The following is a 14,109-nucleotide window of genomic DNA, read 5'->3' on the forward strand; positions in this document are numbered from 1 at the left end:
ACCGCCGCCCTTACTCGTCTTCGTGATCGTCCACGATGATGCTGCCCAGCTCGGTCATGCTCTCCATCAGCTCCTGGAAGAGGTCGTACCACTCGGTCGCGGTCTCGTAGAGGAAGATCACTCCGCCATGGCTGAAGCCCAGCTGCAGGTAGCCAATCTTTCCGACATGCTGCAGCAGCTCGCGAGCTTCTTCCAGCTCGGCAGCGTCGCCGTCCGGAAAGTTCTGGTCCTTGATCTGGGCCAGCAGGGTCGATACATCTTCCGGCTCGAGCAGGACTTCGCTCATGGTCACGAAAGGCACGGCTGCCGCCTTCGCGTCCTCGACAAAGTCCTTCCAGCTATCAACGTCATCTTCTTCGAAGATGACGGTAGGTACGTCTTCCGGGACGTACGCTTTCATGCGGCGGAGCCCGTGGCCGGCGATGAACGCGACCATGTCGTCGCGCAGGGTCGAAAGATCATCGAACTTCATATCCCTAGTATTCTCGCAGATTTGGACGCCGCTGTGCTCTGGATTTCCCCCAGGTTCCGGATGCCCTTCGACCAGGTACCGCCGGGACCTCCCGGTACCCGAAACGGCAGCAGGTGCCACGTTTGGGCGTCCCCGCCGACGTGCTACCTTTAACCCTGACCATGATCTTCTCCAAGGATTACGTAGGCTACCTCGCGAAGCAGACCACGAAGCACCTGATCGCCGCGAAGATGATCAAGACCGACAAGCCAGAGCTGGTGAACGCACGCGTTGCCAACTCGATGGTCGACGAGCTGTCGCTTGAGGACCGTATCAACGACGAGGTCCGCGTCATCCTCGAGGCCATCCAGGACGATATGCACAAAACCGGCGTCAGCTACCCGGAGATGTTCAAAAAGGTGAAGCAGAAGCTCGTCAATCAGTACAAGGTGGTGCTCTAGTGCGCATCTCCCGCGACAAGCTCAATAAGCTCGCCCACACCGTCGCCGACACTCTGGCCGAGATCGACGAAGTCGAGTTCCTCGAGGAGCGCAACACGATCCGCCAGGAAGCCCGCAAGGCACTCGAGAAGCTGCTGATGGACGAGTTGAAGCTCGACGCCGCCGCCCGGCTCAAGATCGCCTCCCAGCGCCGCATCATCCCCGAGGGCTCCCAGGAATGGGACATCCTCTACCGGAAGTACTACAACGACGAGGTCAAGAAGCTCGGCCTGTGATGTCAGCAAGAGTCCTGAGTTCTGGCTTTCCACCGCCAACTTTTGCTATACTTTGAAAGTCGCAGAGGGTTGCAAAGCCCGAACGTGGCGATATGGTGTAACTGGTTAACACGTCGCCCTCTCAAGGCGAAGAGTTCGGGTTCGAGCCCCGATATCGCTACCAAAATCCCCTACAGAATCAATAATTTGAAGGCAAATACGGAACGCTCCGTGTTTGCCCTTTTCGTTTTGGTGGCACTTTGGTGGCACTCGATTTCCAGGTTCTCCAGTGTGTTCCGCTCGGTTCTTCGGTTTCGCGAATGGCTAACCTATCGATACAGCGTCAACGAACCACCAGTTGGATATTGACCGAGTGGGCAAGTGAGCTGGTGGTGTCTGTCGCGAGGACGGTCACGGTGTACGTTCCCGGGGGAGTGCTGCCTGGAATTTTTCCGTTGCCGCATCCTTGCAGGAAGACCATGGGAGCCACGCCAATGATGGCGATCAGGAGGCCCAGACTTAGCACGGCGGTTCCCATGCGCCTTCTCGCTGCGCGGCGCAATGGAAGCAGCGGAAACAGCAAGAGCCCAGGGATGACAGGTCGGTCAGGCGTTCCTCTAAGGTTCAATGGACGCTTATCGTCCAACCTGCGCTCGAGCTTTGCCTGTCGGCCAAACTCATAGACCTGATTTGTATTGAGAATGAGTGTTACGGTTTGCGGGCCATTGGCAAGTGACTTCGACGTTGGCTGGAAGTAGCACTCTGCATTGATGGGGAACAGCGTGCAATTAAGCGCCACCGTATCGCGGAATCCTCCCAGCGGCGTGAGCGTAACTGTAAGTGGATGGTAATCCCCCGACGGAATACTCACGGACGTTGAAGAGACCGCCACGGCGAAGTCGTACGGCTGAATCACCTCTGCGACGGTGTTCGAGTTACTCGCTGCATATCCGGAAGCACCACCGTAACTAGCCACAATATTGTGCGTGCCGAGCGCGAGCGAGCTAAGACTGAGGTTCGCGGTCCCGCCGGCCAACGGCATAGAGCCCAGCGTCCCGAACTGATCCGCGAACACGACCGTACCCCCAGGTGGAGGCACGCCACTGACTTGAGGGATGACCGTGGCCGTCAGCACGACCGCCTGCCCCTGGTTGGCCGGGTTTGGCGTTGCGGTCAGAGCTGTAACTGTCGCTCCCGCGCCTACGATCTGAACGTCAATATTCGATGTGCTCGCGTTATCGTTGCTTGATCCGGAATAGATCGCGGTCAGGCTATGGCTACCGACCGTCAATGCGGATGTAGTGAAAGCGTATGTGCCCGTCGGCGTGAGCGTCCCAGACCCCAAGACGGTGGAACCATCCATGATGGTGATCGTGCCTGTGGGCGCGGCCGTGGACTGAGGGCTGGTGACGCTCACAGTGAGGCTGATCGGCTGGCCGAACGCTGAGGGATTCGGCGTTGACGACAGCTTGGTCGTGGTCTGTGCTCCATTGACGACAAGAGGCACCATCGCCGAGGTGCTGGATGCGAACTCAGTCGTTGGGCTGTACACGGCGGTAATGTTGTAACTGCCCGGAGTGAGGCTGCCGGCCGTCATCGATGCCGTGCCACCAGCATTTGTGGCAGCGGATCCTAGTAAAGTCGATCCAGCGTAAAAAGAGATCGTCCCGGAGGGATTGCCGAACTGCGAAGTTACGCTCGCCGAGAACGTAACATTCTGGAGAGCCTGCGCAGGATTCGGCGACACCTGAACCAGTGTGGTCGCAGTGGGATAGCCGGTGATGACCTGCGTAAACACGGCTGAGGTGCTGGCATCGAAGTTGAAGTCACCGGGGTAGGTCACCGTGATGCTGTGCGATCCGACGGTGAGAGACGAGGTAGAGACGCTGGCCTTCGCTGAAGCATCCAGCGTCATGGTGCCAAGGGCTGTGGTTCCGTCCAGAAACGTCACGGTCCCTGTCGGCGTATTGCAGTTGCCGGGCACCGTGGCCGTCAGGGTGACATTGCTGCCGCCGGGTGCGGGGTTATTGCTGGAGGTGATTACCGTTGCAGGTTGCGGATGCACCTCATACACGCCCATATCGATGGTGCCGCATACCGTGCGGTTCTTGTGATCCATGTCCTCGGACGGAATGTAGGGAGCCGTCACCGTACCGGCTGCAAGTACCGGAGAGTTCCTCTGCGTGTGAAAATCATCAGCCCCCGCGTTCAGAAAAAGCGGATCGGTTTCGACGTCTGCGTTCGCAAGTTGGCAGGTGGTAGGCATCCCGCTGGTCGCGAACACATCGCTATAGCTGATCGGAGTGGAATAGGAAAGACCGATGCAATCGACAGTAAAGTTGCCGGGCGAATTTGTGTAGAAGAGATTATTCTCCAACACACTGTTAACCCCCAGGGGCACGTACATTGCCGCGCCCCCGAACGTGTTATTGGTTGCTATTAGCGTAATCTGCGATTCGTTGAGCCCGAACTCCGAGTCGCCCCCCTCATAAAACGAACCAATGATGTTCTGCACCAGCATCGCAGTGGTCGCTGGCCAATGCAGTTGGTAGCCGAGAATAACATCTTCCCCTATAGCCGGGGTATTGTTTTGGATCACATTATTCTTCAGAACGATACTCTGCGCGTTCAGCAGGCTTACGCCGGCACTGTAAAACTGCTCGGGCCCATGTGGATTCACATTGGTATTGTGCTCAATCAGGTTTGACTGCAGCGTAATGGAGCCGCCGTTGAAGATCCCGATTCCAGTCCCCGCCAAGGCGTTGCTGTTCAATCCGCACATCGACTGGCTGGGGGGATCTGTGGTTGCCGGGTAGCGGTTGTACCAGATGTGATTCCCTGTGACCGTGGGGCTTCCGCCATTCACGATGAGGATGCCGCAGCTACGATTCTGCTGAATGACATTATTGGTGATGGTGGGTGCAGATCCCGAAATAAGCACCCCCGCAATATTCGCAGTCGAGGTCTGAAGACCATACACCCCCTGGATCGTGAACCCGTTCAGGACTGCGGTGCTCGGCTCGTTCGTCGACAGGTTCACACCCGGACCGGGCTGCGATGGCTGGATGATCGTTGCCGTGGCGCCAGCATATGCGGTTGCGCCGCTGGTGACCGTGATGGCTTTGCCCTTGAAGTCGATGTTCTCGGCATAGGTGCCCGGCGCAACGAGAACGGTATCTCCATTCACAGCCGCGTCGATCCCCGCCTGGATGGTGGGTTGGTCGGCTGGAACGTGAATCGTCGTCTGTGCCGTTCCCTGGGTTGCGATCACGGCGGATAATGCAGCGACCCAAGCCAGCTTACCCGCGAAGAGAAAACCACGCCCTCGAACGATCTGGTCCCGAATACTCATGTAACTCTAGCCCTACCGCTCTGAAATGAGGCTGAACCCTGATCCTGCGAATGACTCTACGCAACGTGCTGCGCGGGTTATCGGCCGTCAGAAATGATGCTGAGTTGGACTCCCGCCACCTTGGAATCGTTATCCAGGTGGACCTCACGACTCTTACTCAGCACGTTCTTGAGTACCTCCTGGTCACGATAGGGTACCGATGTGATGTCCTTCCAGGCGTAGAGCCTGTAGTCCCCCGGAGGCAGAGGTCCGAAGGAGAACTCTCCAGCTTGCCCGACCTGAGCGACCAGTGTAGTCGAGTCTCGGAGCGACTCCAGCAAGACCGCCGTCTTTTGCGGAACGACTTCATCCGCAGAAATCCTGCCTGAAACCGAGGCACGCGTGTCGGCTAATGGAACGGTCACATTGGGATCGTTCATCTCGGCAGTGAGGCGAAGGATATCTCCTTCCACCGGCTTACCGCCGATCTCCATCCGCGCCACATACATATCCTTCCCCCGAACCCCGAGAGCGTAGCTTCCATCGGCAAGGTCTGGGAAAACGAAATGGCCCCTTTCGTCGATCGGCATCTCCAGATGCCATCCAGACCGGGAGCCAAGTCCCGCCAGGGTGACTGTCTTAGGTAGCGAATGCTCTAAATCTAAGCCGTCCGCAGACGGCTGAAGGACGCTCCCTGTTAGCCGGTGACGCCCGATGAGAGCCAAAGTGATGGTGTTCGCCCGCCCAGAAACAACCGTGGCGGTGCCATATTCATGATGGACACGCCCGCCGTCTGCCCAATCCGCGCCAAGACTGATCTCCCCTGAAGGCACCCCCGCAATGGTGAAATTACCTGTTGCGGGATCGTACTCCACCTTCCCGGAAGTCGGCAGATCGAAGGGGCCAACATGGGCTCTCAGCAAGAACGATGGATGCTGCGGTCTTAGTGACAGAACTCCCTTTACCGAGTTGGGAACCTCTGGTCTCACCACTACGTCGGCGATACCGACTGCCCCATGGCTAAGCGAGACAGCGGTCGATTCAAGGAATTGCGTAGTTCCGGGAGAGAACGTTCGCGGATAGATCTTGGCAATCGCCTCTATAGCTTTGTCTGGCTCTGATGTGGACGGTGGCGCCGGGACTGCCGAGACGATGTATTGCCCTGGTCGTAGAGAACCGCACTCGTACCTGCCCTCGACCGTGCTCGTGGTCGAACACATCGCGAACAGATCGAGCTTCCCGTTCACCACCGCCCGTCCGTAGACCACGACGGCTGCTACCAGGGGATGCCCCTCGGCATCCGCGATCCTTCCCTGAATGGATGCCGATCTGTCCCGCGCTAGATCCAAGGCGCTGGTCTGTGCCGTAGCAGCACCGCAAAGGGTGATGAGCGATAGCACGGCAAATGCCACTAGGTTCCATTTGGAGTGCTTGCCGATAGAACTTCGAACGACCATACAAAAGGCCCCCACAATCGCTTGAGAACATAAAAGGGGCATGTCCGCGTTCACCGAGGACATGCCCCAAAGGGAATCAGAACGTCGTCGTAGCCTGGTACAGGTAGTAGTTACTATCGTTCGAGCTATAAAACGCAGTGATGTAAGGAGTAAATGAGCTGACTCCCTGGACCAGGACCGGACGGCTGGTCATCTGAATCCCGGTGTTTGTGCTGGCGGTGTAGTTGACCCCGTCTGTGGAGTACTTCCAGAGGAAGTTGTGTCCACTGTCGTTGCTCCGGAAGCCAACGTACATGGTCGGCGGGACGTTCCCGTTCTGCGTCGTGACGAGCAACGACGGTTCCGTGGAGGTAGTGTCCTCGTTGTTGTTTGTGATGTTCGTGTTTTCCTGGATCGTCTGTCCGTTGTCCGTGGACGTGAACATCCTCAGGGCGTGTGTATTGTCGTACTCCTCGTAGCCGATGTAAAGCGTACCGTTCCAGTAGGCCAGGGATGGGTTGAAGTTCATCGCGCGGCTGCCGGGGAAGTTCGTGCAGGTGGTCGCTCCGTTAGCTGCGGTGCACGAGTTCATCGGACGTCTCCATCGAAACGACCGGGTGCTCTTGGTTGGAGATAGTCGCCAGCATGAGGCCGTCGAAGCAGGCCGTCCGTTCGCGCAGCTGCAAGAAGCCGGGATGCGGACGGCTACATTGAATGACATCGTTCGCCAGCTCGATCCAGAGTTGAAGCATGTCGTCGAACAGTTGGCACGCGGACAGGTGGGAGCCGCCGTCGAGAGTTTTGATCAGCAGGGCCGAGTACACCAGGTGAAAGGACGCGATGAGCGCGTTGCGGTCAGCCGCATTCACGTCGAAGACACAGTTACGCCCCATTGCGAAGCGCACTATACAAGCGCTTCGGGCGGCGTTCGACTTGGATCTCTGGGACATAGCGTGGGAAACGTATGGAAAAGGTGCTTCCGGCGCCAGGATCGCTGATGACATCGATTCCAGCGTGATGCGCTGCAGCGATCCCTTTCGCAATGGCGAGACCGAGGCCGCGTCCGCCTTCATGTGCACGAGAGGGGTCTTCGCGGAAGAAGCGATCGAAGATTCGCTCGCGGTTAGACGGCGAAATGCCTATCCCGTTGTCCGTGACCTGCAGCACGACGGCGGAGTCTTCGATATGTGCGCGCGCAGAGATGGTTCCATTCTCGGGGGTGTATTTGACGGCATTGTCGATAAGGATGGTGACCAGTCGGCGTAGCAGTGGAAGATCTCCGCGAACGTAGGCTCCGGCGGATGAAGTCCAGCACAGATGTTGGTGCTTTAGCGCAGCGTGGCCCTGCAACTGTTCACATGCTTCTTCGACGACCTCGTTCAGATCCAAAGGCAACAGGACGACCTCCTGCTGGCTTGGGTCGGTAGAGGCGATCGCCAGCAGGTCATCGAGCATCCGTGAGGTAGCGATGGATTCATTCGCGATTGTCGTGAGCGCCGCGCGATAGTCCGTGCTGCTGCGCTCTGCACGAAGAGCCATCTGTGCAGTCGCGAGCATCACGGTCGTTGAGGTTCGCAGGTCATGCGAGAGATCGTGCGTGAACTGCTTCAGGCGGCCGACGGCCAGGTCGACGCGCTCCAACAACTCGTTCCAGGTCTCTGCGAGGCGCTGAATTTCGTCGCCCGTATCTGGTACGGGGAGCCGGCGTTCGAGGCTTCCAATCCCGATGGTCCGCGCATCGCTGGTCATGCGATCCACCGGATGCATCGCGCGGCGGCTGAGGAGAAAGCCCGCGGCGACCGATGCGATCAGCATCAGAGGCGCAGCGATGAGAAACGAACGGATCACACGGTCCAGCACGTCGTAGTGTTCGTCCATCGAGCCAGCCAGACATAACACCACCGGCCTTCCATCGAGCTGCGCCGCGTGCTTCAGCGTGCGCATGCGGTGGCCATCCAACGTGACCTCTCCGAAGCAGGCCTGCCGGCAAATGCCCTCCGGCCATTGGATCGAAGGGTGTGGGAGCTCGTCAGGATAGATTCTTCGTCCGGAGAGATCGAAGATCTCCAGGGTGTCGTAAGGAGCAACGGTCGCGTCCATGAAGTAGCGCAGCTGATCTCTCAGGCTGATGCCGGGAACGTGCGCATAGGTGTCGTTGATGTAATGTTCAAGCCGCTGTTCGCGTCGCTGCATGGTTTCGGCACGAGACGTGAGCAATGCGCGCCGGAGGTACAGATACGTGCTAAGGCCCACCACGCTCATCCAGCTAACTGTGAGCAGCACGTAGAGCACATTCAACTTCACGCGAATGGAGCGGAAGCGAATCATGCGTGTTCTTGCGCGGTGAGCATGTAGCCGAGTCCTCTCATCGTGCGAATCATCGCTGTCGGATCGCCGGGAGAAAGCTTCACGCGCAGGCTGTGAATGTAGAACTCAAGACTGCCTTCGCGCACATCGGCGTCGAATCCCCAACCGGCTTCAATGAGTTGATCGCGCGTGACAACATTGTTGACACGCCGCATCATGAGCTCGAGAAGAATGAACTCTTTCTTGGTAAGCGTGATCTCCTGGTCTCCACGAACGAGCAATCGTCTGCTGCGCTCAAGCACGCAATGGCCGGCGCGTAGTGTGGATGGCTGGGAGATGGGACCACGTCGCGCAACAGCACGGACGCGGGCGAGCAGCACTTCAAGTTGGAACGGCTTGGTGAGATAGTCATCCGCTCCGAGATCGAGGCCGCGTACGATGTCGGCTTTTCCATCGCGGGCCGTGAGCAGCAAGATCGGAATCGCGAAGCCTCTCGAGCGCGCTTGGCTAAGCACGGAAAAGCCATCCAGCGCCGGTAGCATGACATCCAGCACTGCTACGTCGAAGTGGTTGCTCTCGATGAGACTTAGGCCCACCGCGCCATCATGAGCCGTATGCACCTGATGCCCGTCTTCAGCGAGCCCCTGCTGAATCACGTGTCCGATGCGCTTGTCATCCTCGATGATCAGAACATTCATGGTCTGTTCAAACGCTAGCCGGTCAAGGTTGCGTTCCGGTGAATTATGCCTGCGTCCTCTCGATTCCTAAGCTTCCCCTAAGCCTCGTTCGCTTGAATGGCTTCAGTTCCGCAGAGTCTGTGTGCCGCATCGCGCTGCAATGACGCAGTGATGAGGCATTCGACTGACCCGGAGAGAGAACGGGATGAAAAAGATCTGCAACACTCTTGTCCTATTGGCGCTTCTGTCACCGCAGATTCCTGCGGGCGCGGCCGTGCCGCTGATCTTCTATGGCGGTCTGATTCACGCGGGCACCTACACCGAGACCGTGGGCATCAGCGACGTTGCCCCGACCCTCGCAGCCATACTCCATATCCAGGCGCCCAGTGGCAGCGTAGGCCATGTACTGCATGAGCTGATGCCAGACCAGCCTTGGGGAGCGCAGAGCAAGTAACCGTTATCCCAATACCTCCAAAGGAGAACCGCTCCAATGAACTCTCAGCGTTTTCGTTTCCTCTGCCCTGCAATCGTGCTTTTCTCTGCTGCGGCATTCCTACCTTCGTCGGCACAGCAGCCGCAAACACTCCCCTCCAACTACATCCGCGTCTCGGCGCCGTATGCGGAGAAGATCGTCGTTGCCGCGATGAAGAGGCACAGCAGCCAGATCCAAAAGATTGGTTTGCATGCGGTGCCTCCACAGGCCAGCGACAACGTGATCATCGCTTCGAATCTGCCGGAGAAGATCGGCAAGAAAAACTCCGCTTCTGATATGGAGATTCTTGCCGCGGGCAAGCCTCATCTGCTGCGTGATGAGAAGGGTAAGTTCTTCGACCTCGCGATACCCGTCCACGACAAGGCCGGCCGCGACATCGGCGGCGGTTTGCTTGTGATGGAAGTGCCCTACGCGGATGCTGCCAGCGAAAGCGAGGCCATGCATATCGGTCTTGCGATCCGCGATGAGTTGCAGCGCCAGATCCCCAGCAAAGAGTCGTTGTACCGATAGCCGGAGCCGTTGCGTCGGGGCGGCATGCGCAGAATGCGGGCGCTTCGACCAGAGACGGAGCCGAACAGTTCTTTCAGGAGTGTGACGTGCGAAAGCTCATTTTCTTGTTGCTGTTTTCCTGCGTGATGTCGTCGTCGGCCCAGACCGACCGCGCTACAGTGACGGGTACCATCGAGGATTCGATGGGTGCCCGCGTTCCGGGCGCCAGCGTAGTTGTTTCCGCTGCCGATACGGCCATCGCGCATCAGACCGCCACGAGTGGCGCAGGCGTCTACACGATCTCCGCATTGCGCGTGGGTAACTACACGGCGGAGATCACGGCGAAGGGCTTCGAGCCCATCCACGTCGAAGCGTTTCAACTCAATGTGGGCCAGACCCTTATATTGAACGTCACTTTGCGACCGGAGAGCGTCTCGACACAGGTGGAGGTCATCTCGGCTGACACGGGTCTCGACAAGAACTCCGCGGCATTGGGCATCGTTGTCCAGGGCGGCCAAATTCGCTCGGTGCCGCTCAATGGGCGTAACTGGGTGAGCTTGATGACGATTACTCCTGGCGTGATCGATTCGGGTACTGGCTCGCAGGACCAGATGCGCTTCGTCGGCCTCTCCGACGAGGACAATGTCTATCACCTGGATGGTGTGGACATGTCTGGCGTCAATCACTCCTATCAAAAGGTCACAATCCGCTTGCAGCCTTCCACCGAAGCACTGGCTGAGTTTCGCGCCAATGCTGCGGTGTACAGCGCAGATCAGGGCGGTGAGCCCGGGGGGCAGATGGAACTCGTATCCCGCAGCGGCGGCGATCGCTTCCATGGCGCCATGTGGGAATTCATCCGCAACAGTGTCTTCGATGCCGCACCGTGGGGCGCCGCAACAGGCCTCCCCGCGCTGCACTTGAACAACTTCGGAGCGAACTTGGGCGGCCCAGCGTGGCGCAGCAGGAAGATGTTCTTCTTCGTCAATTGGGAGTCGCTGCGCCAGGACATCAATCAGCCCATCAACGGCTACGTGCCGAGCGCCTCCTACAGGGCTGCGGTTCTCGCCACGTCCCCCCAACTCGCTCCCATTGTCAATGCGTTTCCGACCTCTACCGTTACCACCTCCAACGCCAGTGAGAACATCTGGTATGGCAACGGCAAGAATACGCAGACGGAAGACTCCGGCCTCGCTCGCTTCGATTACCAGGTCGATGCGAAGACTGCGCTCTCCGTCCGCTATATGACGGACCACTTCGTCAACACTGCTCCGTACAGCGCAGGAAACGGATACCTCACTGATACAGGCTTCACGACCCTGACGACGCCAAACGTCGTTGTCGACTTGCAGCGTACGTTTTCTCCACGCCTGCTCAATGACTTCAAGTTCGGCGTAAATCGCGCGGCATTCACGCAGGGTCAGAGCACTGCGCTGCCTATCGCGGTCTCCGTCTCGGGGCTCTCCGCCTTCGGCAATCCCAGCGGCTCGGTGCGCTTCGATAATAGCTTCAACACGGTGGACGATCTCACCTACACCAAGGGCCGCCACACGCTGAAGGCAGGCGTCTACATTCGTCGCATCCAGGAGAACAAGTCCTCGCCGAACACCTTCAACCAGACGATCTCTTTCACGAGTCTGCAGAGCTTCCAGAACGACCTGATCGACAGCGACAGCTACAAGGGCTCGGTGCCGCTCACTGGCCAGCGCATGACGGAGTACTTTGGCTACATCCTCGATCAGTACCAGATGCGTCCGAACCTGATGTGGAACGTGGGCTTGCGCTACGAATACTTTGGCGTGGACCACGAGGTGCTTGGTCGGGGTGTGCTGGTCGACCCCTTGACGTGCCCTACCGTCACCTGCCCGGCGGGGACACAATGGTACAGTCCCAACCTGCTGGACTTCTCGCCGCGGATCAGCGTTACGTGGTCGCCGACGGCGTTGCATGGCAAGACCGTGGTGCGCTCGGGCTTCGGAATCTATGACGGCAACGGCCAGTTCGGGAATCTTGGTCAGCCGGTAGGCAACATCACCGCAGCGAGCTACACGCTGACGCAGCAGCAGGCTCCGGGCCTCAGCTATCCGCTTGGCACTTACACCGGCGCTATCTCGGAAAGCTACAGCCCGGCTGCTTCCCCTCGTAACCGCAAGGACCTGCAGATCGACGAATGGACGCTCTCCGTGCAGCACGAGGTGCTGCCGCGGACGCAGGTGACGCTCACGTACATCGGAGATTCGCAGTCACACGCCTTCTCTGATTGGACGCTCAATGGCATCAACCCCAACACGAACACGCGTCCCTATGCTGGGTACTCCACGCTGGACTACCGCGGCAGCTTCAATCATGCAACGTACCATGCCCTGGATGCGACGATTCAGCGCAACATTCATCCTGGCCTGTTCGTTGAAGCCAACTATCAATGGTCGCACTCCATTGATGGCGGCGGTGTCGGTGGCGGCGAGGCTGATATCCCGCAGAACTTCAACTGCCTGCGCTGCGAGCGAGCCTCCAGCGACAAGGACATGCGCCACTACTTCACGACCAGCCTGGTGTGGGACCTGCCCATTGGTCGCGGTCACGCGCTGCTCGGCGACGTCCCTTCGCTGGCCAACACTCTTCTTGGCGGATGGCAGTTGAGCGGTATTGCAGACGCTCGCTCTGGCCTGCCGGTCAATATCCTCATCAGCCGTGCGACGACCGCATTGCCCGATCAGCTGAACAAGAACCAACGTCCTAATCTTGTGCCTGGGCAGCCGTTGTATCCCACCAATCGCACACCGCAGAACTGGTTCAACGCTGCGGCGTTCTCTACGCCCGCAAACGGCACGTGGGGTAACACGCCACGCAACTACGGCCGCGCTCCCGGACTCTGGCAGATCGACCCTGCGCTGAGTAAGCGGTTCGCGATCCGCGAGGGCATGGCGCTCAACTTCCGTGCGGAAGCCTTCAACATCCTCAACCGCGCGCAGTATGGCACGCCGGGCGCCACGGTGGGCACCAGCTCCTTCGGCGTCATCACCAGCTCGTTCAATACGGTACCAACAGGTACCGGAACGCCTCGCGAACTTCAGTTCATGCTGAAGTTCGAATACTAAGTCTTCCCCGGCCCTCCACGGCATCATTCGTGGAGGGCCACTTTTCCTGGAGGAAATGTGAAACTGTCCCTCACTCCCACGCTTAAGCTTCCGCTTGGCATCGCTGCTGTCGCTCTGTTCTCTCTTGTTTTCCATCCCGCTTTCGCGGAGACGCCCGTCACGCTGCTGCGGACGATCTACCTGCCGGAGATCACCGGGGACTTCGACCACTTCGCCGTCGATCTCAAGCGCAACCACCTCTTCGTCTCTGCCGAGGTACACCACTCCGTTGAGATGTTCGACCTGCACACCGGCGAGCACCTGCGCAGCCTGAGCGGCTATAAGACCCCCCACACGCTGGCCTTCGATGCGAAGAAGGATGAACTATTGGTGTGCGATGGTGGCGACTCCTCGCTGCTGGTGGTCGATCCTTCCGACTTCCACCGCATTGATCGCATACAGCTCGTCGATGGCTCTGCGACCGGCAAAGGAGACTCGCCCGATGCGGGTTACTATGACGCTGCCACGCGATTGCTCTACATCGGCAACGGTGGCGCCTCGGCGGATCTCCCCAACTCAACGATCTCTGTTTTCTCGCCGGAAGCTGGCAAGATCATCGCGAACATCGACATTCCTGGAAATAACGTGGAGAGCATCGTCGTCGATGACGCGCACCGCCGCCTCTACGTCAACATCCGCGACAAGCGAGAGATTGGAGTTGTCGACCTCGAAGCGAACAAGGTCATCGCGATCTGGACCGTCGATGGCCTCAACAAGAACACAGCGATGTCTATGGATAAGGCCACAGGCCGGCTTTTTGTCGCCGGCCGCAACCCCGGCCTTTTCTATGTCTTCGATGTGAATACCGGCAAGGTCGTCGCGCAGATGCCGTGCGTGAACGTGAACGACGACATGATCTTCGATGCCTCCAGTAAGCGAGTCTATGTCTCGGGACTCGGTGGCTTGAGCGTCTTCCACGAGGACACACCGGACCGCTACACGGAGCTTCTCAACCTGCCCACCAACGGAGGCAAGACCTCCGCGTATGTGCCCTCGCTCCACCAGTTGTTCGTCATCCATCCAAAGACGGATGTCGACGTTGCGGCGTTGCTGGTCTACAAGGTCAATCCATAGGC

At 58.7% G+C, this 14,109-nt stretch carries 13 protein-coding genes and 1 tRNA gene; 8 read left to right on the forward strand and 6 right to left on the reverse strand.

Annotation, left to right across the window (positions count from 1 at the left end):
• Positions 1-10: 10 nt before the first annotated feature.
• Positions 11-472: a hypothetical protein gene (locus C4S68_RS03440; protein ID WP_103931588.1), complete on the reverse strand. Its 462-nt coding sequence runs from the start codon at positions 470-472 to the stop codon at positions 11-13.
• 161 nt (positions 473-633) lie between these two features.
• Between C4S68_RS03440 and C4S68_RS23755 the strand changes: the two genes are divergently transcribed.
• The 3 genes from C4S68_RS23755 (at position 634) to C4S68_RS03455 (ending at position 1,350) form a co-directional block, all read left to right on the forward strand.
• Complete coding sequence (locus C4S68_RS23755; RefSeq protein WP_103932160.1) at positions 634-912, forward strand: DUF507 family protein; 279 nt, start codon at positions 634-636, stop codon at positions 910-912.
• Complete coding sequence (locus tag C4S68_RS23760; protein ID WP_103931589.1) at positions 912-1,187, forward strand: DUF507 family protein; 276 nt, start codon at positions 912-914, stop codon at positions 1,185-1,187. The genes C4S68_RS23755 and C4S68_RS23760 overlap by 1 nt, the downstream gene beginning before the upstream one ends.
• 86 nt (positions 1,188-1,273) lie before the next feature.
• Positions 1,274-1,350: transfer RNA gene (locus tag C4S68_RS03455), tRNA-Glu, on the forward strand.
• A 159-nt stretch (positions 1,351-1,509) separates the two neighbouring features.
• Here C4S68_RS03455 and C4S68_RS03460 read toward each other — a convergent pair.
• The 3 genes from C4S68_RS03460 to C4S68_RS03470 all read right to left on the reverse strand — a co-directional run bounded on the left by C4S68_RS03460 (position 1,510) and on the right by C4S68_RS03470 (position 6,525).
• Positions 1,510-4,518, reverse strand: coding sequence for an Ig-like domain repeat protein (locus C4S68_RS03460; RefSeq protein ID WP_103931590.1), 3,009 nt, complete (start codon positions 4,516-4,518; stop codon positions 1,510-1,512).
• A 77-nt stretch (positions 4,519-4,595) separates the two neighbouring features.
• Complete coding sequence (locus C4S68_RS03465) at positions 4,596-5,909, reverse strand: carboxypeptidase regulatory-like domain-containing protein (RefSeq protein ID WP_103931591.1); 1,314 nt, start codon at positions 5,907-5,909, stop codon at positions 4,596-4,598.
• Positions 5,910-6,030: 121 nt separating this feature from the next.
• Entirely contained in the window at positions 6,031-6,525 is a 495-nt protein-coding gene (locus tag C4S68_RS03470; RefSeq protein ID WP_200821499.1) for a hypothetical protein, read from the reverse strand.
• Between the two features lie 25 nt (positions 6,526-6,550).
• Between C4S68_RS03470 and C4S68_RS03475 the strand changes: the two genes are divergently transcribed.
• Positions 6,551-6,931 carry an AAA family ATPase gene (locus C4S68_RS03475; RefSeq protein ID WP_235011405.1) on the forward strand — a complete coding sequence of 127 codons (381 nt, stop codon included), beginning with the start codon at positions 6,551-6,553 and terminating at the stop codon, positions 6,929-6,931.
• On the opposite strand, the gene C4S68_RS03480 is transcribed toward C4S68_RS03475, so the two are convergent.
• Positions 6,816-8,261, reverse strand: coding sequence for a sensor histidine kinase (locus C4S68_RS03480; RefSeq protein ID WP_103931594.1), 1,446 nt, complete (start codon positions 8,259-8,261; stop codon positions 6,816-6,818). The two genes, C4S68_RS03475 and C4S68_RS03480, sit on opposite strands and share 116 nt — an antisense overlap.
• Positions 8,258-8,938, reverse strand: a complete 681-nt coding sequence (locus C4S68_RS03485; protein WP_103931595.1) for a response regulator transcription factor — start codon at positions 8,936-8,938, stop codon at positions 8,258-8,260. The genes C4S68_RS03480 and C4S68_RS03485 overlap by 4 nt, the downstream gene beginning before the upstream one ends.
• 184 nt (positions 8,939-9,122) lie before the next feature.
• On the opposite strand from C4S68_RS03485, the gene C4S68_RS03490 reads away from it, so the two are divergent.
• The 4 genes from C4S68_RS03490 to C4S68_RS03505 all read left to right on the forward strand — a co-directional run bounded on the left by C4S68_RS03490 (position 9,123) and on the right by C4S68_RS03505 (position 14,107).
• Complete coding sequence (locus C4S68_RS03490; RefSeq protein WP_103931596.1) at positions 9,123-9,371, forward strand: hypothetical protein; 249 nt, start codon at positions 9,123-9,125, stop codon at positions 9,369-9,371.
• A gap of 36 nt (positions 9,372-9,407) precedes the next feature.
• Positions 9,408-9,920 carry a hypothetical protein gene (locus tag C4S68_RS03495; RefSeq protein ID WP_103931597.1) on the forward strand — a complete coding sequence of 171 codons (513 nt, stop codon included), beginning with the start codon at positions 9,408-9,410 and terminating at the stop codon, positions 9,918-9,920.
• A gap of 86 nt (positions 9,921-10,006) precedes the next feature.
• Positions 10,007-12,994 carry an outer membrane beta-barrel protein gene (locus tag C4S68_RS03500; RefSeq protein ID WP_103931598.1) on the forward strand — a complete coding sequence of 996 codons (2,988 nt, stop codon included), beginning with the start codon at positions 10,007-10,009 and terminating at the stop codon, positions 12,992-12,994.
• Positions 12,995-13,051: 57 nt separating this feature from the next.
• Positions 13,052-14,107, forward strand: coding sequence for a YncE family protein (locus C4S68_RS03505; protein WP_103931599.1), 1,056 nt, complete (start codon positions 13,052-13,054; stop codon positions 14,105-14,107).
• Positions 14,108-14,109: the final 2 nt, after the last annotated feature.

The organism is Bryocella elongata (genome assembly GCF_900108185.1).
Lineage (GTDB): Bacteria > Acidobacteriota > Terriglobia > Terriglobales > Acidobacteriaceae > Granulicella > Granulicella elongata.